Genomic DNA, 21982 nt, shown 5'->3' with positions numbered 1-21982 from the left:
AAAGCCCTGAAAGCATAAAAGACAGATATCAGGCGATCATGGAGAGAATGAGAAGAAATGCGTGAGGAATTGCAAAAGAGTATGACGAATAAGGCAAAAAACGCAGGAATTAAGGAGGAGTGTAACGGTATTGTCGGCGTAACGAAAGGATAAATTGCGGCGCAGCAGCGCGATACATCGCGCCGCCACGTCAGTCGTTATAACGTCAACGCCTGGGTTTGCTCATTCTCTTCCACCAGCATCAAGCCGGCACGCAATCCCGCTGCCACATTCGGGTTGGGAAACAAGACATACTCGCGTGCCTGCTGCACGTAGTAACGGGTATCTCCCTCTTCCGCCAACAACGTCCCCTGGGGAAAAGCGGTGAAGTTGAGGGTTTCCGCGCCCATATGCAGCACAAAGTCTTCGCCATGCCGGGTGATTTGTTGCGCCACTTGATAATGGCGGGGCTGCGCCTGTACCTCTGGTAGTGCGTCTCCATATAACAACGCCGCCAGCGCCTGATATGCCGCGCTGAATTGAGTCAGATCGTTCTCACCAAACGGCAGCGCCTTACCCAGCTCCAGCGTACAACTGGCGGCGGCATAATGTTCGCAACTGAAATGGGTAAATGTACCGCCGGGAGAACGATGGAATACCAACGCTTCCAGCCCTGCGGCCGCCAGCCAGTGCATAAAATCCTGCGGCCACGGACGTTGATTGAGGGGCATCACGCCAAAACGGGTATGGTAAGAACCACGGATCGCGGTATGCAAATCGAGATGCCAGCGTGTTTCAGTCGTCAGGCAGGTGTGCCAGAAGGTTTCCAACGCCTGTTCCAGCCGCAATGCACGCCGTGCCTCCGCCACATCAGACACCTGCTGCCAGCGGCCACCAAACAGACGATTGATATCATATTGCTGATAACGTTTGCCGCTGCGTAATGCCTGCGGATTACCCAACAGCACCAGCAGACGTACCGCCAGCGGTTTTTCGCCGCGCAGCAAGGGCGTCAGTAGCAGGTTCAGGATCTCAACCGGCGCGGTTTCATTACCGTGGATCCCCGCCGACAACACCAGCGCCTGCGACGTTGGGGTATGCGGGGTTAAGGACAGAATGCCCTCGTCCAGCCACTGCCAACTGAGGTGGGCGTTTTGCCCCTGACGCTCCAGTGGCACCCGACCAGACAATGTTTGTTGTAAAAAGTCCTGCATTCTTTCTCCTTACGTAAATCAAGGGGCGACATATGCGCCCCCGGCGTCAGCGCTGAAATGCGTAGACAGAGCCTAAGTCTAGCAGCTGTGTCAGTTCATCCAGTGCGTAGCGCCCTTCACGTAGCAATTGCGGATCGGCCAATTCCGCCTGGGTTAAGCGATCGCGATAATGGCGGTCGACCCAGTCATTGAGGACGCCAAACAGGCGGTCATTCATCAATACCGCCGGATTCAACGCCTGACGCTCCGCTTCCGTCAGTACCACACGTAACCGTAAACAAGCCGGGCCCCCGCCGTTGTACATACTTTCGCGCAGGTCAAACACCTTCAGTTCACGAATCGGCCCACCGCTCTCCACCAGTTCACTCAGATAACGCCATACGCCGCTATGCTGGCGTGACTCCTCCGGCAACACCAGCAGCATACCGCCATCGGCCCGTTGCAACAGCTGGCTGTTAAACAGGTAAGTATTGACTGCATCGGCGACCGAAACCTTACTGCGCGGCACTTCAATCGCGCAAAAGCCGGGAATTCGCGACTGCAAATCTGCCAGCAATTGGGGCTGATTGACAAAGGCGTCCTCATGACAGAAGAACACCTGCTGGTTACTCACCGCGATAACATCGTTATGGAACACGCCCTGATCGATAACCGCCGGGTTCTGTTGGGCATAGACCGTGCGTTCCTGATGCAGCTGATGCAGGCGCGCCACCGCCTCACTGGCCTCTCGCGTCTGACGTGCCGGATAGCGCGCCGGTTCTGTGCCTGATGACTTGCCATCGCGACCATAAACAAACAACTGCACCCCGGCATCACCGTAATCCGCGCCGAAACGGTTATGGTTAGCCGCCCCTTCATCGCCAAACAGCGCCACCTGCGGCAACGCATCATGGACGCTGAAATGCTGCGGATCGCGGAAGATAGCACGCAGCAAATCGGCGGTTTCCGGCGCTTCAATGGCGCGATGGAATTTGTTGTTGAGGTTAGCCACGGTGAAATGCACGCGCCCATCGGCGCTGTCGGCAGACGGTGAGACGGTGGCAGCGTTCGCTACCCACATCGCCGAAGCGGAACTGGCGGCCGACAGCAGTTGTGGTGCCTGTTTCGCTGCCTGTGCCAGCACCTGTTCATCACTGCCGCTAAAACCCAACTGCCGCAGCAGTGGCAGATTGGGACGTTCGTGTGGTGGAATCACCCCTTGCACATAGCCCATATCGGCCAGCGCTTTCATCTTCAGCAGCCCCTGCTTCGCCGCGAGACGCGGGTTGGAGGGCTGCAACTGGTTGCGTGTCGAGGCTTCGTTGCCGAAGGATAATCCGGCGTAATGATGCGTCAGCCCCACCAGGCCGTCAAAGTTGGCTTCAAAGGCTTTCATTTCGCCGCCCCCGCCGCAGAGAAATCAAGACCTGGCGACAGCGTGCCCGGCAGATCAAGACTGGGGCTCTCCAGCGAGGCCATCGGCCAGGCACAATAATCCGCCGCATACCAGGCGCTGGCGCGATGGTTACCGGAGGCACCAATGCCACCAAACGGTGCGGAACTGGCCGCGCCGGTCAGCGGTTTATTCCAGTTAACGATACCCGCGCGGGCTTCCAGCAATAACTGATCGAACTGCGCGCGATCAGGTGAAATCAAGCCACAGGAAAGGCCATAGCGCGTCTGATTCGCCAGGCGAATCGCCTGTTCAAAGTTGTCATAGCGCACCACCTGCAACAGCGGGCCGAACACTTCCTCATCCGGTAACGCGCGCACCTCTGTCATATCAATGATACCCGGCGTAATGATGGCGCTGTCGCGATCGGGCCAGTGCATCCCCAGCAACACGTTGCCTCCCAAATCCACACGCTTTTGCCAGGCGGCAAAAATCTGCCCGGCAGCGGTTGGGGAGATCACGCTACCCATAAAGGGTTGAGGCTCGGCATTCCAGGCCGCAGGTTGCAAGCGGGCACTGACCTCGACCAGACGTTGTAAAAAGGCATCGCCTGCCGCCCCCCGTTTCACCAGCAAACGACGGGCACAGGTACAGCGCTGCCCGGCAGTAATAAACGCTGACTGGATGGCGATATGCACCGCGCCATCAATATCCGCCGGATTTTCGACGATCAAAGCGTTGTTGCCGCCCATCTCCAGCGCCAGCATTTTTTCCGGCTGCCCGGCAAATTGTCGATGCAGGTGATAACCGGTTGCCGCACTGCCGGTAAACAGCAGGCCATCAATCTGGGTTTCCGCCGCCAGCGCCTGACCGGTATCGCGACCGCCCTGTACCAGGCCAAGTACCCCGGCGGGGATACCGGCTTTTTGCCACAGTTGCACGGTTTTTTCCGCCGTCATCGGCGTGAGTTCGCTTGGTTTAAACACCACGCAGTTACCCGCCAGCAAGGCAGGTACGATATGGCCGTTCGGCAGATGGCCCGGAAAGTTATACGGACCGAAGACCGCCAGCACGCCGTGTGGCCGGTGACGTAGCGAGCTTTCTCCCTCCGCCGTTTCGCCGGTGCGGGTATGGTATGCCTTTATCGAGATGGCGATTTTGTTGATCATCGCCTGCACTTCAGTCAGCGTTTCCCAACGAGGTTTACCGGTTTCACGAGCGATCGTCTCAGCCAGTTCATTTTTATGCGCGTCCAACTGACGTCCAAAGGCTTCCACCAACGCCTGGCGCTCGGCAAAAGGCTTACGTGCCCAGTGTGGAAATGCGGCGCGCGCCGCTTCACAGGCCGCAGCGACCTGAGAAGCTGACGCGGATTTGCCCTGCCACAGGGTTTCACCGCTGACCGGATTTTGTTTGCTAAAGGCTTCAGCGCCGCCGGTCAGCCATTGACCGTTAATAAAATGCGTCATGCTTTTTTCTCCTCGCGACCCAACGTGACCACACGCAGGTTGTCGCCATAAGCACAGCACAGCGCATCACGCTGACTGTCGTTGAGGCGCACGCGCCCGGAAGCGATATCCACCGGCAGCAGCGCCACGCGAAACTGTTGATAATCGAGGTTAGCCACCAGACACAGCGGCCACTCTTCACTGGCTTCACCGGCCACCGCCGTCAGTAACTGACTTTTACGAATGGCGCGGATGCGGTCAATTTCACACTCCAGCGTCGGACCGCCGTCGAAAATGTCGACATAGTTGAGGTAACGAAACCCTTCAGCTTCCAGCACTGCCCGGGCGGGCGCAGTTTTCGGATGCACCACGCCAATCACTTTTTGCGCTTCTTCACTCAGGTAATGGATATATAACGGATGTTTCGGCATCAGTTCGGCGATAAAGGCTTTCTGACCGGTGCCACTCAGGAAGTCAGCCTTGCTGAACTCCATCGAAAAGAAGCGACTGCCAACGCTGTCCCAGAACGGAGAATGGCCCTGGTCATCGCTGACGCCTCGCATCTCCGCAACCACATGTTTCATAAAGCGATCGCGGAAATTAGCCATAAACAAAAAACGCGATTTGGACAGCAGATAACCATTCTTACCATCGCGATAGTCGGGATCGAGAAACAGCGTGCACAACTCACTGCTGCCGGTGTGGTCGTTACTCAGCGACAGCGTCGGCAAACTGGCATAGACATTCAGCTCTTTCGATGCATGCACCTGAGTGCCAACACGGAAGTTGTACCAGGGATCCTGCAAACCGACCGCAACTTCGATGGCACAAATGCCCACCGCACGATTGTCTTCGCTGTCAGCCAGCACAAACACATACCCCTGCTCGGCACGCGGCAGCGCCCCCTGCCAGGTCTGCAAGGAACGTTCGATACGCGCCTGCAAGGTCGTGCTATCCGCCGGTAGCGACGTCAGGCCGCCACCGGTTTTGCCCGCCAGCGACAGCAACTGCGCAAGGTCGTCACGTTCGACGGGGCGGATTACCATCATGATGCTGCTCCTTTGAGCACGCGTTCACAGGCACGGGCGAAACGCGCCAGGCCTTCTTTGGCTTCCTGTTCGCTGATATTCAACGCCGGGGCAAAGCGCACCACGTTGGCACCGGCAATCAGTACCATCACGCCCTCTTCCGCCGCAGCGAGGTTAAACTGCTTGGCTTTACCAGCAAAATCATCATTCAGCACGGCACCAATCAGCAGACCCAGACCGCGAATCTCTTTAAATAACGGCAGACGCTGATTCAGTTCCTCCAGCGCCGTGACGAACCACTGATGGCGTTCCGCAACCCCGGCCATAAACGCAGGCTGGTTAATCAACTCCACCACTTTGCCACCGACAGCGCCGGCCAGCGGGTTACCGCCGTAGGTGGTACCGTGTGTACCGACACCCATCACCAGCGCCAGATCTTCGCGTGTCAGCATGGCACCAATCGGGAAGCCACCTCCCAGCGCTTTTGCGGTGGTGAGGACATCCGGGGTTACGCCGTAATGCATATAGGCATAAAGGGAACCGGTACGCCCCATGCCGCTTTGCACTTCATCAAAGATCAGTACTGCATGATGCTTATCACACAGCGCGCGCAGACCGCGCAAGAAAGCCGGGTCAGCCGGTACCACGCCACCTTCGCCCTGAATCGGTTCAACAATCACCGCGCATGTGTGGTCATTGATCATGGCTGCCGCAGCTTCCAGATCATTAAAAGGGGCATGTTGGATATCAGGCGGTAACGGGGCAAAATCGCGGGAATACGCAGGCTGTCCCCCGGCGGTGACGGTAAACAGCGTGCGTCCGTGGAAGGCATTATTAAAGGCGACGATGCCACTTTTCTCCGCGCCAAAGCGATCATGCGCCACTTTGCGTGCCAGCTTGAGTGCCGCCTCGTTGGCTTCGGCACCGGAGTTACAGAAAAACACCCGGTCTGCAAAAGTCGCGTCGATCAATTGCTTCGCCAGGCGCAAAATCGGTTCATTGGTGTAACCGTTACCGGTATGCCACAGTTTGCTGGCCTGTTCCTGCAACGCCTGTTGCAACGCCGGATGCGCATGCCCGAGAGCATTGACAGCAATTCCTCCGGCAAAATCGATGTAATCTTTGCCCTGCTGATCCCAAAGCGTTGAACCTTCGGCACGCACCGGTACAAACGCAGCGGGTGCATAAACCGGCATCATCCATTGATCGAAATCGTGACGTGAAACCTGCAGTGACATAGCCCTTTCTCCTGCTCCACACCAGGTGAAGCCTTTGTTTTGGAATTGTTAAAAACCGGTGACTTTCAGCTTAACTGTATATTGCAGTAACCGTGCCAGCCAGCGGAAAAAATGCATAAACGGGTTTCACCAACGAAATATCAATAACTTAACACCACCTCATATTCACTTTAACTGCATAAAAAGTGAATAACCGTCTGATGGCGTCTATATGTCAGAGAATTCTTAAGCGGATTTATGCATTCACAAAATGAAATATTGCTTTTGTGATCGTCGAGGAAATATTTCGCCAGGATGACGCAGCGGAAGCACCAAAACGGTTCAGGATGAACCATAACGGTGCACAAAAGTGCGATAGTGGTGCGTGGAAATAACCCCACGTAATGGTCATTTTTAATACAAAAGCCAACAAATAAATAACACCTTTGCGTTTTTTTTCGCCACCACTCTTCTTCGTATGAACCTAATAATGTTAGTGACTAAGGTTATTATAATTTTAGAAATAACCAGAAACAGTGTGTTTATAGAAAAAGTGATCATGCTAATTATTATCAGGCGCAGCGTATTTGTTATTGAACAAAAACACATAGGCTTGTGCTATTTACGAGCATCATAAAACCTATTAGACACAAATAATCAAAAAACATATAAATCAATAAAATCATTTAGTTATATATTAATTTAATGTTAATAACGTCATAATTAGAGATAAGTAAAAACAATAAACAATCCCACATAATGGAATTGAAGATTAAATTTCGCACAAAAAGCCAATGGGAAATATTTAGTTACATTTATTGCACTTTCGATCTTTAACCTTTTGTGTCATTTTCATTTCGCCCCATTGCAGGGCAACAATTAAAAAATAACACAGGGTAAAAAATTAAATGATGAAGCGCACTTTACTGGCAGCAGTAATGCCGTTACTGCTGGGACTTTCTACGGCTCAGGCCGCCGAAATCTATAACAAAGATGGCAACAAACTCGACCTGGTCGGCAAAATTAACGTTTCACACCTGTTTTCCGATGACAGCAGCAACGATGGTGAAACGTCCTCTTACACCCGTCTGGGCTTCAAAGGCGAAACCAAAATCACTGACCAGCTGACCGGCTATGGTTTCTGGCAGTACCAGTACAGCCTGAGCCGCTCTGAAGGTGGTTCTGATTCACAAACCGGTAACCGTACCCGTCTGGGCTACGCCGGTCTGAAATACGGTGAGTTCGGTTCACTGGATTACGGCCGCAACTATGGTCTGGTTTACGATGCTCTGGGCTACACCGACATGCTGCCATTCTTCGGCGGTGACTCTGGTTACACTGACGCCTTCCTGTCTGGCCGTTCAACTGGCGTGCTGACCTGGCGTAACAAAGATTTCTTCGGTCTGGTGAAAGGCTGGAATATTGCTGCGCAGTACGAAGGCAAAAACGACCGCACCAGCTACTCTGACATCGCGGTACGTCGTTCTAACGGCGACGGTTTCGCCCTGTCAACCTCGTACGATTTCGACTTCGGTCTGAGCGTGGTGGGTAGTTACGCCAGCCTGGATCGTACTGAAACCCAGAACGCCGCCACCCGTGGTCACGGTGACAAAGCGCAGCACTGGGCTACCGCAATCAAATATGATGCTAACCAGATTTACCTGGCGACCATGTATGGTCAGACCATGAACGCTACACCGATCTCTGGTGGCTTTGCTAACAAAGCTGTCAACTTCGAAGCCGTTGCGCAGTACCAGTTCCTGAACGGTTTCCGTCCGTCTGTGGCTTATGTCTCTTCCAAAGGTAAAGACATTGAAAGCATCGGCGATGCGGATATCGTGAAGTACACCTCAATTGGTGCCACTTACTACTTCAACAAAAACATGTCCACTTATGCGGAATACCGCATCAACCTGTTGAAGGACAACAACCCGCTGGGTCTGGCGACCGACGACATCACTGTTGTGGGTCTGGTGTACCAGTTCTAAGGGCGTTAACCCTCATTGCACATCCGGCCTGTGTCAACCGGATGCTAAAAGGGCAGCGAAAGCTGCCCTTTTCTTTGATCTGGCTACGGCTCCAACAGGTCAAACCGGTTATCGCTCGCCGATTCCATTTCAAACGGTTGCTCAACCTGCAAGGTAATCCAGTTTGACGTCACACGCTGTTGCTTGCTGTCTGCCAACGTGACCGCGAGGCGATAGCTGTTGCTGGCACCCGGCGTGCTGTCCCATGCAGGCATAATAATGCTCCAGCCCTGGGGATCCTGATTATTGGCAGGTGGCGTCAAACTCAGCGCCTGAGTATCACCCTGCCAGCTCACTCCCGTGATGGCATTGGCAGCGCGAATTTGCAGTTTCAATGGCAGGCTTTCCCCCGCATTCAATTGCCACGGTGGCGTCGCGAGAAAAACCGTCAGCGTTTTGCGCTGGCGATATTCCAGCACCGGCGTGTAGTTGCGCGTCACCGTATCATAGCGACTGCCGCGCAGTGAGCGGGCTGCCGCCACGTTATCGGCGCTCAGTTGCTGACTTAATGCCACACCAAAGCGATAGTTGAGGCGCAGTCCGAACTGATCCTGGCTCTCCCCTGCGCTGCTGGTTTTGTGGCTGGCGGAGACGGTAACCAGCGGCACCGGCGTGTAGGACAGCCCGAAGGTAAGCGCCGATGGATTGTGATAAAGGGTACCGGAATTAAACAGATCCACATCCTGCCCCAGATACTGCTCCCAACTGACGGAAACACCCAGCTGACGATAAAATGGCAGATAACCCTGGGTGGTGAAATCATAGCCGCGAGCCATACGCTGTTGCTGCGTGGGGTCGCCATTATGCCAGCCGGATAACGGATAATAGTAATTGGCTGAAAAACGCAGGTAATCCGCCCAGGCTTCGGTGCCCAGGGAGCCGCGCTGCAAGCGACTGGTAAACATATGGTCAACAAAGGCGTTGTAACCCAGCAGCCAGTTACCGGCAACCCAACGCTGGCCCAGCCCGGCATTACCCACCAACCCATCATCGGTTTGATGAAATCCCAGTTGGCTGAAAGTTAGGTAGCGATTGCGGTCAGCCCACGGGGTGAGCAATTCAGCCCCACTCCCGGTGAAACTGCCGTTCATATCAACAGCAAAATCGATTTGCGCGTTGCCATAGGGAGAAAGTAACGACTCCCCTTCGCTCGACACCCGCTGTGCCACCTCTTCACGAAAATGATTAAACGCCCAGATCCCGGCCTGATGACCAAAGGTCGTGTCGCTGCTACTTTCACTGGCTTCACCAATGCTTTTGGCCATATCGGCCAGCCTTTGGGAGAAATTGCTGCTGTCGTTTTGGTAACCCAGCTCGGGGAGTGCCTCGGCCATTTTTTTAAAACGCGTTGCATCGCTGAATGGCGTGTCAGAGATCGCAGCCTCGCGGGTAAACGCCTGAACGGCAGGCATCACGGAGAGCAGTGCTAGCGCACCGAGGACGAAACGTTGGGATAAGGACAATAAAACAGCAGGTAGCATGGGCAAAATCAGGGTTCAGTTCAGGTAAAAATCAGAGGTCCATCACAAAGTCACTTCTTTTTACCTTAACATATTCCTGTGTTTTCGCAGCCTCATGCAGTCTGATTACGGCTATGGGCGGATACTGCCGGTGAATTTTGATGTTACTGGATTCGTAGCGCAGGCTGCCATTGCTGGCAACCTGCACGTACTTTTAAGAAAAAATCAAACCGCCATCGACGTTAATGGTTTGCCCGGTGATGTAGCGCGCATCATCAGACGCGAGAAAGGCCACCAGCCCGGCGACATCCTCCGGTTGCCCGGCACGCTTCAGCGGAATATTCTCCACCCATTCGGCCATCAACTCGCCTTTACCGTATTGTTTCTTTTCATTGCTGAGGATTTCGCCCCACACCCGGTCGTTGTAATCCCACATCTCGCTTTCAATGATACCCGGACAAAAAGCGTTAACGGTGATGTGCCAGGGCGCCAGTTCCAGCGCCAGACTTTGCGTGATACCAATCACCCCCATCTTGCTGGCGGCATAATGCGGGGTGTAGATAAACCCCTGTCGCCCCTGGCCGGATGAGGTGTTGATCAAACTACCGCCCCCCTGCTTCACCATATATTTCGCGGCCTCGCGACAGCACAACCAAACGCCGGTCGTATTCACCGCCAAAATCTTTTCGAAATCACTTTTAGGCATGGTGTCAAAGCGATCAATGGTGATGACACCCGCATTCTGAATGGATACATCAATACTGCCAAAGCGTTCTGCCGCCTGCTGATAAAGCTGTTGTACCTGCGCCTCGTCAGTGACGTCCACCTGAAGTGCCAGGATCTCGCTACCGTACTGCTGCGTTAACTGCTTCGCCGTGGCAAACACCCGTTCTGCATTCGACACCATGACCAGCCGCGCACCGTCGCGCGCAAATCGCGCGGCAATGCCCGCACCAATGCCACGACAGGCACCGGTAATCACCACTGTCTTTCCACTAAAATCGCGCGTCATATTGCCTCCTGTTATCCGTGTGTGACTTCAGACAGGGCGGCTGATTGCTGCTTTTTTTCATGCCTGCGCAGCAGCACCACCTTGCTTTGTAATTTTTGCTGGAACTGATCAATCACCACCGCCGTGACAATCACCAGGCCTTTGATCACCATTTGCCAGAAATCACTGACGCCCATCATCACCATGCCATCGGCCAGAAATACGATGACAAATGCCCCGATAATCGAGCCAGATACCCGGCCACGCCCCCCCGCCAGCGCCGTTCCCCCCAACACCGTGGCACCAATCGCATCCATCTCAAACATATTGCCGGTCATCGGATGTGCGGTTTGCAACTGTGAAGCCACCACCAATCCCACCAGCGCCGCACACAGGCCGGAGAAAGCGTAAACAAACACCTTTACTTTAATGATCGGCACACCCGCCAGGCGTGCCGCGGATTCGTTGCCGCCAGTGGCATAGATATAGCGCCCAAGGGGGGTCTTGCGAGTCAGATAGAGGCCAAGCAGCAGAAAACCCACCATCAGCCAGATAGGGATGTAAATACCCAACACCGTGCCGGAACCGAGCAACGCAAAACCGGTATTACCTAACGCGGGCATCCCCACCAGATTGGCGTAAGTGCTGCCGTCGTTGAACAACAACGCCGATCCGCGTGCGACATACATCATGCCGAGGGTGCAGATAAAGGGAGCCACACCCAGACGCGTCACGACCGTGCCATTTATCAATCCCAGCAGCACGCCAAACAGCGCCACCACCAGAATCACCTCCGGTACGTTGAAGAACATCACGTTGCCGCCCCACAATGGCAGGCCATTAGTGAGTAACGCCCCGGCCACCATGCCACAAATCCCGGCGACCGCCCCTACCGACAGATCGATACCCCCCGTCAGGATCACCAGCGTCATGCCAATGGCCAATAAACCGGTAATCGCCACATGTTGAGTCATGATCAGCAGGTTGGAGGTGGTCAGAAAATTCGGCACCATCAGGCTGAAAAAGCTGATGACAATTAATAAGGCAATAAAGGTACGCGCCTTCAGCAGATACATATAAAGCAAATATTTCTGATTCATGATTTTCTCCGGAAGGCTCAGTCATGCGGTGTCGAAGCGCTGATCAGGGCTTCCCTGGTCGCTTCACGTCGTGGCAGATCGGCGGTGATGCGGCCATCGGCCATCACCAGAATGCGGTCTGCCAGCGCCATCACCTCATCCAGTTCGGAAGAGGAGAACATCACCGCCAGCCCTTGCTGCGCCAGGTTGCCAATCAGGTGGTACACATCGGTTTTTGCCCCAACATCAATGCCGCGTGTCGGTTCATCCAACAGCACCACCTGGGGACCGGTCATCAATGCTTTACCCAGTACCACTTTCTGCTGGTTACCGCCGCTGAGTGAGGTAATTGGCAGCTCGGGGTCGCTGACTTTAATCGCCAGATGGCCGATCATTTCATCCACCCGCCGCTGCTCCTTTTGCGGGCTGAGCAGACGCAGCGCACGACGAAAACCGCGCAGGCTGAGTTCCGTCAGCGTCATGTTGGCGGTGATCGACATCAGTTGCACCACACCTTCGGTCTGGCGATCTTCCGGTACCAGGGTGATGCCTTTTTTCAGTCGCTGCTGGAAGTTTTGCCGGTCGAGGATTTCCCCGTTCAGGCTGACGCTACCCGACTGGCAATGCATCATGCCAATCAGCCCCTTAAACAATTCGGTACGCCCGGCGCCCAGCAGGCCATAGATACCGATTACCTCACCTTTCCGTAGCGAAAATGAGACGTCATTCAGCTTGTAGCCACCGTTCTGATGCAGCGCCGTCAAACCGCTAACATTCAGTACCGTGTCGCCGTGGGGGGCTGGCTGGTAATCAAAATGCTTTTTCTTATCACCCACCATCTGCTCGATGATCCACGGGATTGACGCATCACGAACTTCACGCTCACTGATAAAACGCCCATCACGAAAAATGGTGATATGGTCGCCAATCTCCATCAGCTCCTCCAGCCGATGTGAGATATAGATGATGGTCACACCGCGTCGCTTCAGCTGTTCAATCACGTTGAACAGCACCTTCACCTCCGACTGACTGAGCGCGCTGGTCGGCTCATCCATAATCAGCACCCGCGTATCTTTCGACAGTGCACGGGCAATCTCCACCAACTGCTGATGCCCAATGCCCAGTTCCCCCAATGGGGCATAGGGATCGACATCCAGCTCCAGTCGCTCCAGCAGCGATTTCGCCAGCGCGTATTGGTATTTTTCGTTGATCACCCCACGCTGGAAAAACTCGTTGGCGATAAAGATGTTGTCCATCACATTCATATTCGGGAACAGGTTCAGCTCCTGAAAGATAATGCTGATGCCGTGTTGTTCGGCCTGATGGGTGGAGTGCAGCGAAACCGGTTGACCATCCAGCAAGATTTCGCCAGAGGACGGTGTTTCCACCCCCGCCAGCATTTTCATCATGGTGGATTTACCCGCCCCGTTTTCGCCAATTAACACGTTCACCTTATTGCGATAAACGCGATAATTGACCTGGTCCAGGGCGGTGACGCCTGGATAAATGCGCGAAACATTACGGGTTTCGATAATCACATCCGACTGTTCGGCGGGCTGAAGATTTTGCATCGCCATCTCCTTATTGCCGGGTGATTTGCGCCGGGGTGATATCCGGGGCCTGTTGCGGAATATCCCAGCTGCTGAACACGCCAGCCAGCGCCACTTTATCGCCCACCTGCGGTTTAAACCCCTGCATCATATTCGAGGCCTGCTGGTTGATGGCGCGTCCATAGTCACCAAACAGCACCTGATCATTGAAATCCTGATAGCTGGCGCCTTTATACACATCACGCAAGGCGGTGCCGCGAATAATCGGCCCCATCTGCACCGTGACCTCTTCACCGGAACTGTCTTTCACCGTCATTTTTCCACTGCGCGAGGTGGTGTTCACCGCCGTCACCTCCCCCTGAACGCTGACGCTGAATACACAGGGGTTCTCTTCCTGGCTGCGATAACCATAGGTTTTACAGGCAGCGTCAAAATCCTTCGCCGACTGCAATTCTTTCATCAATTGCGCAAGGGGCTTAGCCTCATGCGCCACCTGTGGCACCAGCTTCTGCTGCCACGTTTGTGGGATATTCGCCATCTGCGGATTGGGGGGATTTTTCAGGTCGGCCAGCTCCTGCTGCGACACAATGCGGCAACCGCTGAGGATCACGACAGGAAGCAGTAGCCAGAGTCGTCTGTACATCACATTCTCCCTGGCGCCCGGCACGCGGGCGCACCTGTACGTAATTAAGATTTGTAATTAAAATCCTGCACGTTTTTCGCATTGTCCGGCGTGATCAGAATGCCGCGGAACATCACACGTTGTTTCTCGGGTTTCGCGCCCTTCTGGATATAGTTATCAAGATCCGTCACCCCTTCTGCCGCAATCGCCTGTGCCTGTAACATCACGGTGGCTTTTAATGAACCCGCTTCCACCGCATCGCGCTCATCGTTGCTGCCGTCAATGCCCACCACGATGACATCGTTACGCCCTGCCGCTTTCAGCGCAGCGATGGCCCCCAGCGCTACCGGACCGTTGCCACAAATCACCCCTTTCACATCCGGGTGCGCCTGCAAGATGCTGTCCATAATGCGTTTGCCGTCAATCAGGGTGCCTTTGGCATCCTGGCGTGCCACGCTTTGCATATCCGGGTATTGGTCAAGTACCTGATGGAAGGATTTAGAACGGGTAACGCAGTTGTTATCTGCCAGGTTACAGGTCAGTTCAGCGTATTTGCCTTTTTCACCCATCTTCTCGACAAACACGTTGGCAACATCAGAACCGGCCTGGAAGTTATTGTGGGTAATCTGCACCAACGCCACATCATCCACTGGAATTTCACGGTTAATCAGTACCACCGGAATACCGGCATCTTTGGCCTTTTTAATCGCGGCCACGCTGGCGGTGGAGTCGGCGTTATCCAACACGATACCCTGCACTTTTTTACCGATAGCGGCATCGATCAGTTCACTCTGCTTTTTCACATCTTCACCATGCGATAGCACGGTGGTTTTGTAACCAAGCGCCTGCGCCTTAAGGTTGGCCCCTTTGGCTTCAGATGCGTAATAAGGGTTATCCAGTGAATTCACCAAAATCATGATGGTGCCTTTATCCGCCGCGAGGCTGGCATGCGAAACCAGGCAACCGGCAAGAGCAGTAAACAGCAGGGTACGGGTTTTCATGGTGATGTCTCTCTTTGTAATTATTACATTTGCAGGGTGTCGCCTTCTCTGGTGCAGGCGCGGAATTACCAAATGGTGAAACCACCGTCGATCATCAGATCGGCACCGGTGATCATGTCGCTGCCGTTGCTGGCAAAAAACAGCACGGCCGCAGCGATTTCGTCGGTATAGGCAAAACGCCCCAGCGGGATCAGGGTTTTCATTTTTTCCCCTTTCTCACCACGCCAGGCTTTTTCCCCCATTGGCGTCAGCACCACCGTCGGTGACAGGGTGTTGACGTTGATGCGATGCGGGGCGAACTCTTTCGCCATCACTTTGGTCATTCCCAGCAGACCGGCTTTGGCTGAGGTGTAGGCCACATGGTTATCAATAGCGATGGACGCCGCTTGTGAGGCGATATTAATAATTTTGCCGCCCTTACCCGCACGCACCATGCGTTTGCCCGCCGCCTGTGAACAAAGGAAAGGCCCGGTGAGGTTGACGGCGATCTGCTTCTGCCATTCGGCAAAATCGGTTTCCAGTACCGGCTGCAACATGACGTAGCCCGCGCAGTTCACCAGGATATCGAGCTGGCCGTAATGCTGCTCCACGGTCGCGAACGCCTCTTCCACCGAGGCAGGATCGGTAACATCACAGCAGACCAACAACACGCGACCGGCATCAAACTGGCTGCTGACGCTGGCGACTTTGTCACTTTCGAAGGGCGGGTAAAGTAGCGCCAGCCGGGCTCCTTTCTCCAGCAGCATGGCATTCGTTGCCATCGCGATACCGCCGAGACCGCCCGTCACCACCGCCACTTTGCCGGTCAGATCAAGATCGGTGTTCACGCCGTAGCGCAGATTGACATCATATTCCCCACTCATCCTCACTCTCCTTGGTTGTTTGTCGATGGCTCTGGTTATGGTTGGTCGGGTTGTGACTTACGCCACTCATTTTCGAACAAAAATATAAGCTATCGTTTGTTAACGGTTTGTGGGTGAGATCAAATTTCATACAAATTACTGGAATATTTTTTATCTTATTGAATTAAATGATAATTATTTATTATGCAAAAAAACAGACATGGATAAAGACGCTATCGTCTTTCTGCAAAATCAATCTCATAACCCAACTTCATTTTCGTTCGAAAATACATATGCGCGCGAGCCATCTCGCAAATCCCGCACGCGCAGAGTAAAATCAGCTCGGGTTTCTTTTTGCAGAGATCAGACCGTGATTGGAAAAAGGGAGCGTTTCGATTGAAAAGCAAAACTGAGCAGCTGGCCGATATGCAACAGCGCCGTGACAAGATCCTGGAGATGATCCGTGAAGACGGCACGGTCACCGTAAAAGCGCTGACAGAAACCTTTGGCTTAACCGAAGCGACCATCCGTACCGATCTGCGTATGTTGCAGAAGGCCGGGCATGTGCAACGCTACCACGGCGGTGCCACGCTCATGACTGGCAAGCAGAATACCGGCGCACTGCTGCTGGAGCGTCAGACGCATCTGGAAGAGAAAGAGGCGATTGGCCGTCTCGCGGCACATTATGTGGAAAACGGCGATACGGTGATTTTCGATTCCGGCACCACCACCACGGCGATTGCTGAGGCGATTGGGCATATCCGTCGTCTGTCGGTAATTACCACGGCGGTGAATATCGCACTGAAGCTGGGCGGAGAGCCGGGTATCAATATCTTACTGACCGGCGGCACCTTTAAATTTCCGACGTTATCAACCTCGGGAGAGAAGGCCGCTTCGTTTTTTGAGAATGTCCTGGCAGAAAAGTTGTTTCTTGCCACCGCCTGTATCTCACCCCGCCTGGGCTTGAGTTTTCCCAGTGAGACGGACATCAAGGTGAAGATGGCGATGATTAACTCAGCCAGCACCGTTTATGTCGTGGCGGATTCAAGCAAGATCGACAAGGTATCGATGTTCGCCCTGCCCTGTGACTGGAGCCATATTCACTATCTGATAACGGATAGCGGCATTACCCCCGCACAGATTGCCGCGTTTGAAGCATTGGGGGTGCAGGTGTTGGTTGCCCCACTGGCCGTGGCACAACGCCGGGCAATGTGATCGTAGCGGCGCGATTTATCGCGCGGGTATCGGTAAACGCGCCAAAACATTTGCGCGATAAATCGCGCCGCTACGTATAGCAGAAAGGTCGCTGTCGAAAGCGACCCGGTTAATTAAAACCCTAAACTATCCAGCAGATCGTCCACCTGATCCTGGTTTGCTACCACACCCGGCGCGTCCGAATGGATTTGCGGACCATTCAGCAGGCTGGCGCTTTGCTTACGCTGCTCGGCACTCACTTCTGGCATGTTTTCCAGTAGCACCATCAACAATTGACGCTCAATTTCCTGAACCACATCCATCATGCGCTTGATCACCTGACCTGTCAGGTCCTGGAAGTCCTGCGCCATCATGATTTCCAGCAGCTGCTTATTGGTAAACGCAGTGTGCTCGGGTACGGCGGAGAGGAATTCGCGCGTATCCGTAACCAACTCGCGAGCATCCGCCAGCTCAATCGGGTTTTCAAACCAGGCATCCCAGCGACCTTTCAGCTGGTTGGCCCCGGCTTCCATTTTGTCCTGGTGCGGCTGCGCCGCTTCAACGCAGTTCAACGCACGGTCAGCGGCCTGCGCTGTCATCTGCACCACATAATCCAGACGGTCACGCGCATCGGGAATCGCTTCCGCCGCTTCTGCAATCGCCTGATCCAGCCCCAGCTCGCGCAGGCTGTCACGCAGCATGCGCGTCAGCGAGCCAATGCGGGAAATGATATCCTGTGCCGAGACTTCTTCTGTTGGTTTCGGAAGGTCGCTCATCACATCTCCTTACATACCCAGTTTTTCGAAGATCTTGCCCAATTTTTCTTCCAGTGTGGCCGCAGTAAACGGCTTCACCACGTATCCGCTGGCTCCGGCCTGCGCCGCCGCGATGATGTTCTCTTTCTTCGCTTCCGCGGTGACCATCAATACCGGCAGTTTGCCCAACGTGGCGTCAGCACGGATGGTTTGCAGCAGTTCCAGACCGTCCATGTTGGGCATGTTCCAGTCGGAAATCACAAAGTCAAAGCCGCCTGCGCGCAGTTTCGTCAGTGCATCGGCACCGTCTTCTGCCTCTTCAACGTTATTGAATCCCAGCTCTTTTAACAGGTTGCGAACGATACGACGCATCGTATTGAAATCGTCCACCACCAAAAAGCGCATATTTTTATCAGCCATATCTACTCCTGTGTTGTCTCGCCCGGCAGGACGGGCCTGTTAAATTCGCAATGCCTGTCCGGCGCTAATTTTCGCCAGCATGTGCTGGCTGATGTGGCCCAAATCGACCACTTCGCTGGCACCGCCGAGTGCAATCGCCTCGCGCGGCATGCCAAATACCACGCAACTGGCTTCATCCTGCGCGATGGTCCAGGCACCCGCGCGATGCATTTCCAGCATCCCGGCCGCGCCGTCGTTCCCCATCCCGGTCAGAATCACGCCCACTGCATTTCGTCCGGCGTTGACCGCCACTGATCGGAACAGCACGTCCACTGACGGCTTATGACGATTGACAGGCGGTGCGTCGTTAATCTTCACCACGTAGTTGGCACCGCTACGTGCCAGCTCCATATGCATCGCACCCGGCGCGATATAGGCATGGCCGGGCAGAATACGTTCGCCGTCTTCCGCCTCTTTCACGGTGATCTGGCACAGTTTATTCAACCGCTCAGCAAACGATCGGGTGAATCCCGGTGGCATATGCTGGGTAATCAGCAGCGCCGGGCTGGTCGCGGGCAGCGGCTGGAGCACATGGCGAATCGCCTCGGTGCCGCCGGTTGAGGAACCAATGGCAATCAGCTTTTCACTGCTCAGTAACGGCACCGCTTTCAACGTGGCTGGTACCACCGTGGCGGTACGAACGTGCAATTTAGCCCGTGCCGCGGCGCGGATTTTGTCGGCGATCATTTGGCTGTAAGCCAACATGCCTTCACGGATGCCGAGTTGCGGCTTGGTGACAAAGTCTACCGCCCCCAACTCGAGCGCCCGCAGAGTGATCTCAGATCCTTTCCCGGTGAGGGATGACACCATCACCACCGGCATCGGACGCAGACGCATGAGCTTTTCGAGAAAATCGAGGCCGTCCATGCGCGGCATTTCCACATCCAGCGTCAGCACTTGCGGGTTGTACTGCTTGATTAGGTCACGCGCGACCAGCGGGTCCGGTGCAGTCGCAACCATCTCCATATCAGGATGGCTGTTGATGATTTCGGTCATCAACTGCCGCATCAGCGCAGAGTCATCCACGCACATCACGGTGATTTTGCTCATCGTCTTTCCTTGGTCAGTCCATAGACTGTCTGTCCACGCAGCCAGAACTCTTTACTGATCTGGCTGAAGTTCTCTGAATGCCCGGCAAACAGCACGCCGCCTGGCTTCAGCAGGGGAACAAAACGGCGCAGGATTTGCTCCTGCGTCTCTTTATCGAAATAGATCATCACGTTGCGACAAAAGATCGCGTCGAAGGGGCCAGGCAGCGACCAGTCATTCGCCAGCAAATTGAGCTGGGCATAGCTGACCTGGCTCGACAGTTCCGAACGCACCCGCACCATCCCTTCATGCGGGCCTGTGCCACGCAGGAAAAAGCGCTGCAACTGCGATTGTGACAACGTGCGTAACTCTTCCTGGCGATAAACGCCTGCAACCGCTTTTTCCAGCACCTGTGTATCGATGTCGCTGGCATGGACCTGAAACTTCCCCGGCCCGCTACCCAGCGTTTCCGCCAGCGTCATGGCGATCGAATAAGGTTCTTCGCCGGTGGACGCCGCAGCACACCAGACGCTGTAGCTACCACTGCGCTTCCGCGCATGATCGGCCAGGATAGGAAAATGGTGCGCCTCACGGAAAAAAGACGTCAGGTTGGTGGTCAGGGCATTAATAAATGCCTGCCACTCGGCGCTGTTAGGATCCTGCTCCAGCAGCGCCAGATAACGGCCAAAATCATCAATGTTCAGCATCCGCAGGCGACGTACCAGACGGTTGTAAACCATCTCGCGTTTATGGTCGGCCAGCACGATGCCTGCTCGCTGATAGATCAGCTGACTGATACGACGAAAGTGCGCATCAGAAAGCGGCAGGCGCTGCACCATCTGCGTAAGCAACGAGGTCGCTTCATTTTGATCCATTAACGTCGATTTCTTCATCTCAGGTCACCCGGCAACAAACTGATTAAATTGTGATTACTGCGGTTGCTACTGTGCTGCCAGTGCGCACCCAGGTACAGGGGCCGTGTTGCCACGGCCACAGGTTTAAAAGGTTTCCCAGTTATCGTCAGCGCGGGCGCCTTCCGGTTGTGCCAGTGCTTTAGAGGCAGCCGGACGCAATAATTTTGGCGCTGTAGTTAAGTTAACGGCCTGGGCGACAAATTCTTTACCGATATTGAACACCGCCACCGATTGTTTCAGTCGGCTGGCCTGATCTTCCAGTGCCGCCGCCGCAGTGGCTGACTCTTCCACCAGCGCGGCGTTTTGTTGCGTAACGCGATCCATCTCGTTAACCGCCAGACCTACCTGGTCGATACCCCGGCTCTGTTCGTCCGACGCAGAGGCAATCTCACCCATGATGTCGGTCACGCGCGTGACCGCATTGACGATGTTGGTCATGGTCTCACCCGCGCTTTCCACCAGCACCGAGCCGGTATCAACACGGCTGACCGAGTCCTCGATCAAACCTTTGATCTCTTTCGCCGCCTGGGCGCTGCGCTGTGCCAGACTGCGCACCTCACCGGCGACCACCGCAAAACCACGCCCCTGCTCCCCGGCACGGGCGGCTTCCACCGCCGCGTTCAACGCGAGAATGTTGGTCTGGAAGGCGATGCCATCAATCACGCTGGTGATATCCGCAATCTTCTTCGAGCTACCGGCAATCTCTTTCATGGTGGTGACCACGCCATCCACCACTTTGCCGCCCTGCTGGGCAGTTTCTGACGCAGTCAGCGCCAGCTGTGAGGCCTGACGGGCATTTTCGGCGTTCTGTTTGACGGTGGCAGTCAGCTGCTCCATGCTGGCGGCAGTCTGCTCCAGCGATGCCGCCTGCTGCTCGGTACGTGAGGAGAGATCGTTGTTGCCCATCGCGATTTCGCTGGCACCGGTATAAATGGCGTCAGATCCATCACGCACGGTACGGACGGTGCGGGCCAGCTCCTGCTGCATATGTTGCAGAGAACTCAGCAGCTCACCCATTTCGTTGCGCACATTAACCTCAACCTGCTGCGTCAGATCGCCGCGCGCAATATGGCGGATATGTTCGATGCTCTGCGTCAGCGGGCGGATCAACGCAGTGCGCATCCCGCTCCACACCAGGGCGATCAACACCAGCGTCACCACCAGCATGGCGACAATCAGCCAGACTGACTTGTGATAGGCAGCCAGGTTGTCATCAATGCCGCGCAGGGCGAGAATTTTGTTGTAACTCAGCCAGGCGTTGTAATCCTTAGCAAATTTGTCCTGGAACCCTTGAGTGGGTTGGTCGACAAATCCTTTGAAGTTACCGGTATTGAGAAAATCGATCAGTTCCTGCAACGCGCCGTGATAAGCGTTGTAATTCGCCTGAAGCGTCAGCACGTTTTCTGCCGTTTTACCCTTTTCAGACAGGTTGGCGTTAAATTCAGCAAACCCTTGATCGGCCACTTTCAGTTCCTCACTGGCCAATGCCACCAATTCTTTCACGGTAGCACCCGAACCAGCCTGCTGAGTGTCCAGCAGATAACGGATTCCGGCACGGTTCAGCGTGTTGCGCGCCTGAACCAACGAAACCCATGAGGTGCCCATCGCCCGCTGCAAGGTACTGAGGCGCTGGTTGTAGGCAAAATTATCCTTATCGGCTTTCACCGTTTGAAAAAACATCCCTCCGGAAAACAGCTGTAGTAAGGCAAACAGCGCCAGCACACACAGCAGGCCGGAAACGACACGAACACGACTAAACATAAACACCTCATTGGTTGGCGGATCGCTTCTGTTATCGGCG

19 protein-coding genes are annotated in these 21982 nt (G+C 54.7%); 2 read left to right on the top strand and 17 right to left on the bottom strand.

What is annotated here, in order from left to right:
- Window positions 1-197 precede the first annotated feature (197 nt).
- Genes astE through AC6I8R_RS08350 form a run of 5 tightly spaced genes read right to left on the bottom strand, consistent with a single transcriptional unit; the run spans window position 198 to window position 6279 of the window.
- Window positions 198-1193, bottom strand: a complete 996-nt coding sequence (gene astE, locus AC6I8R_RS08370; RefSeq protein WP_021185292.1) for a succinylglutamate desuccinylase — start codon at window positions 1191-1193, stop codon at window positions 198-200.
- Window positions 1194-1239: 46 nt separating this feature from the next.
- A complete protein-coding gene (gene astB, locus AC6I8R_RS08365) occupies window positions 1240-2568 on the bottom strand; it encodes an N-succinylarginine dihydrolase (protein ID WP_497832109.1) in 1329 nt (442 codons plus the stop codon).
- A complete protein-coding gene (gene astD, locus AC6I8R_RS08360) occupies window positions 2565-4034 on the bottom strand; it encodes a succinylglutamate-semialdehyde dehydrogenase (RefSeq protein WP_036626960.1) in 1470 nt (489 codons plus the stop codon). Before astD ends, astB begins: the two co-directional genes overlap by 4 nt.
- Complete coding sequence (astA, locus tag AC6I8R_RS08355; RefSeq protein WP_415172983.1) at window positions 4031-5062, bottom strand: arginine N-succinyltransferase; 1032 nt, start codon at window positions 5060-5062, stop codon at window positions 4031-4033. The genes astD and astA overlap by 4 nt, the downstream gene beginning before the upstream one ends.
- Window positions 5059-6279 (bottom strand): aspartate aminotransferase family protein, encoded by a 1221-nt coding sequence (locus AC6I8R_RS08350; RefSeq protein ID WP_021185294.1) that lies wholly within the window; start codon window positions 6277-6279, stop codon window positions 5059-5061. The genes astA and AC6I8R_RS08350 overlap by 4 nt, the downstream gene beginning before the upstream one ends.
- Window positions 6280-7166: 887 nt before the next feature.
- On the opposite strand from AC6I8R_RS08350, the gene AC6I8R_RS08345 reads away from it, so the two are divergent.
- A complete protein-coding gene (locus AC6I8R_RS08345) occupies window positions 7167-8246 on the top strand; it encodes a porin (protein WP_021185295.1) in 1080 nt (359 codons plus the stop codon).
- Window positions 8247-8329: 83 nt separating this feature from the next.
- On the opposite strand, the gene AC6I8R_RS08340 is transcribed toward AC6I8R_RS08345, so the two are convergent.
- The 7 genes from AC6I8R_RS08340 to AC6I8R_RS08310 form a co-directional block, all read right to left on the bottom strand.
- Window positions 8330-9766: a YchO/YchP family invasin gene (locus AC6I8R_RS08340; protein ID WP_497832108.1), complete on the bottom strand. Its 1437-nt coding sequence runs from the start codon at window positions 9764-9766 to the stop codon at window positions 8330-8332.
- 193 nt (window positions 9767-9959) lie between these two features.
- The gene (locus AC6I8R_RS08335; RefSeq protein ID WP_021185298.1) at window positions 9960-10757 is read right to left on the bottom strand and encodes a glucose 1-dehydrogenase; all 798 of its coding nucleotides are present in this window, start codon (window positions 10755-10757) and stop codon (window positions 9960-9962) included.
- Window positions 10758-10768: 11 nt separating this feature from the next.
- Window positions 10769-11836 (bottom strand): ABC transporter permease, encoded by a 1068-nt coding sequence (locus tag AC6I8R_RS08330; protein WP_021185299.1) that lies wholly within the window; start codon window positions 11834-11836, stop codon window positions 10769-10771.
- A gap of 17 nt (window positions 11837-11853) precedes the next feature.
- Window positions 11854-13386 carry a sugar ABC transporter ATP-binding protein gene (locus tag AC6I8R_RS08325; protein WP_415172986.1) on the bottom strand — a complete coding sequence of 511 codons (1533 nt, stop codon included), beginning with the start codon at window positions 13384-13386 and terminating at the stop codon, window positions 11854-11856.
- Between the two features lie 10 nt (window positions 13387-13396).
- Window positions 13397-14008: a DUF2291 family protein gene (locus tag AC6I8R_RS08320; RefSeq protein WP_021185301.1), complete on the bottom strand. Its 612-nt coding sequence runs from the start codon at window positions 14006-14008 to the stop codon at window positions 13397-13399.
- A gap of 44 nt (window positions 14009-14052) precedes the next feature.
- Complete coding sequence (locus AC6I8R_RS08315; protein WP_021185302.1) at window positions 14053-14988, bottom strand: D-ribose ABC transporter substrate-binding protein; 936 nt, start codon at window positions 14986-14988, stop codon at window positions 14053-14055.
- A gap of 65 nt (window positions 14989-15053) precedes the next feature.
- A complete protein-coding gene (locus AC6I8R_RS08310) occupies window positions 15054-15851 on the bottom strand; it encodes a GolD/DthD family dehydrogenase (RefSeq protein WP_208725305.1) in 798 nt (265 codons plus the stop codon).
- A gap of 375 nt (window positions 15852-16226) precedes the next feature.
- Between AC6I8R_RS08310 and AC6I8R_RS08305 the strand changes: the two genes are divergently transcribed.
- Window positions 16227-17045, top strand: a complete 819-nt coding sequence (locus tag AC6I8R_RS08305) for a DeoR/GlpR family DNA-binding transcription regulator (RefSeq protein ID WP_013508789.1) — start codon at window positions 16227-16229, stop codon at window positions 17043-17045.
- A 113-nt stretch (window positions 17046-17158) separates the two neighbouring features.
- Here AC6I8R_RS08305 and cheZ read toward each other — a convergent pair whose 3' ends face one another.
- From cheZ to AC6I8R_RS08280, 5 genes are all read right to left on the bottom strand, one after another.
- Window positions 17159-17800, bottom strand: coding sequence for a protein phosphatase CheZ (gene cheZ, locus AC6I8R_RS08300; RefSeq protein WP_415172987.1), 642 nt, complete (start codon window positions 17798-17800; stop codon window positions 17159-17161).
- A 9-nt stretch (window positions 17801-17809) separates the two neighbouring features.
- A complete protein-coding gene (gene cheY, locus AC6I8R_RS08295; protein WP_013508787.1) occupies window positions 17810-18199 on the bottom strand; it encodes a chemotaxis response regulator CheY in 390 nt (129 codons plus the stop codon).
- A gap of 39 nt (window positions 18200-18238) precedes the next feature.
- Window positions 18239-19288 carry a protein-glutamate methylesterase/protein-glutamine glutaminase gene (locus AC6I8R_RS08290; protein WP_415172988.1) on the bottom strand — a complete coding sequence of 350 codons (1050 nt, stop codon included), beginning with the start codon at window positions 19286-19288 and terminating at the stop codon, window positions 18239-18241.
- The gene (gene cheR, locus AC6I8R_RS08285; protein ID WP_021185306.1) at window positions 19285-20160 is read right to left on the bottom strand and encodes a protein-glutamate O-methyltransferase CheR; all 876 of its coding nucleotides are present in this window, start codon (window positions 20158-20160) and stop codon (window positions 19285-19287) included. Before cheR ends, AC6I8R_RS08290 begins: the two co-directional genes overlap by 4 nt.
- A gap of 105 nt (window positions 20161-20265) precedes the next feature.
- Window positions 20266-21942: a methyl-accepting chemotaxis protein gene (locus AC6I8R_RS08280; RefSeq protein ID WP_415172989.1), complete on the bottom strand. Its 1677-nt coding sequence runs from the start codon at window positions 21940-21942 to the stop codon at window positions 20266-20268.
- Window positions 21943-21982 lie beyond the last annotated feature (40 nt).

It is taken from the genome of Pantoea sp. X-Soil-OKNW-713 (assembly GCF_059730685.1).
The sequence above is the reverse complement of the archived record's forward strand: the minus strand, read 5'-3'. Positions and strand labels throughout refer to the sequence as shown.

Coding starts and splice junctions, on each gene's coding strand:
- AC6I8R_RS08340 (WP_497832108.1), bottom strand. CDS start 9,766: ATGCTACCTGCTGTTTTATTGTCCTTATCCCAACGTTTCGTCCTCGGT.
- AC6I8R_RS08320 (WP_021185301.1), bottom strand. CDS start 14,008: ATGTACAGACGACTCTGGCTACTGCTTCCTGTCGTGATCCTCAGCGGT.
- cheY (WP_013508787.1), bottom strand. CDS start 18,199: ATGGCTGATAAAAATATGCGCTTTTTGGTGGTGGACGATTTCAATACG.
- AC6I8R_RS08325 (WP_415172986.1), bottom strand. CDS start 13,386: ATGCAAAATCTTCAGCCCGCCGAACAGTCGGATGTGATTATCGAAACC.
- cheZ (WP_415172987.1), bottom strand. CDS start 17,800: ATGAGCGACCTTCCGAAACCAACAGAAGAAGTCTCGGCACAGGATATC.
- AC6I8R_RS08310 (WP_208725305.1), bottom strand. CDS start 15,851: ATGAGTGGGGAATATGATGTCAATCTGCGCTACGGCGTGAACACCGAT.
- AC6I8R_RS08290 (WP_415172988.1), bottom strand. CDS start 19,288: ATGAGCAAAATCACCGTGATGTGCGTGGATGACTCTGCGCTGATGCGG.
- AC6I8R_RS08330 (WP_021185299.1), bottom strand. CDS start 11,836: ATGAATCAGAAATATTTGCTTTATATGTATCTGCTGAAGGCGCGTACC.
- AC6I8R_RS08345 (WP_021185295.1), top strand. CDS start 7,167: ATGATGAAGCGCACTTTACTGGCAGCAGTAATGCCGTTACTGCTGGGA.
- astB (WP_497832109.1), bottom strand. CDS start 2,568: ATGAAAGCCTTTGAAGCCAACTTTGACGGCCTGGTGGGGCTGACGCAT.
- AC6I8R_RS08315 (WP_021185302.1), bottom strand. CDS start 14,988: ATGAAAACCCGTACCCTGCTGTTTACTGCTCTTGCCGGTTGCCTGGTT.
- AC6I8R_RS08335 (WP_021185298.1), bottom strand. CDS start 10,757: ATGACGCGCGATTTTAGTGGAAAGACAGTGGTGATTACCGGTGCCTGT.
- astA (WP_415172983.1), bottom strand. CDS start 5,062: ATGATGGTAATCCGCCCCGTCGAACGTGACGACCTTGCGCAGTTGCTG.
- astE (WP_021185292.1), bottom strand. CDS start 1,193: ATGCAGGACTTTTTACAACAAACATTGTCTGGTCGGGTGCCACTGGAG.
- AC6I8R_RS08350 (WP_021185294.1), bottom strand. CDS start 6,279: ATGTCACTGCAGGTTTCACGTCACGATTTCGATCAATGGATGATGCCG.
- astD (WP_036626960.1), bottom strand. CDS start 4,034: ATGACGCATTTTATTAACGGTCAATGGCTGACCGGCGGCGCTGAAGCC.
- AC6I8R_RS08280 (WP_415172989.1), bottom strand. CDS start 21,942: ATGTTTAGTCGTGTTCGTGTCGTTTCCGGCCTGCTGTGTGTGCTGGCG.
- cheR (WP_021185306.1), bottom strand. CDS start 20,160: ATGAAGAAATCGACGTTAATGGATCAAAATGAAGCGACCTCGTTGCTT.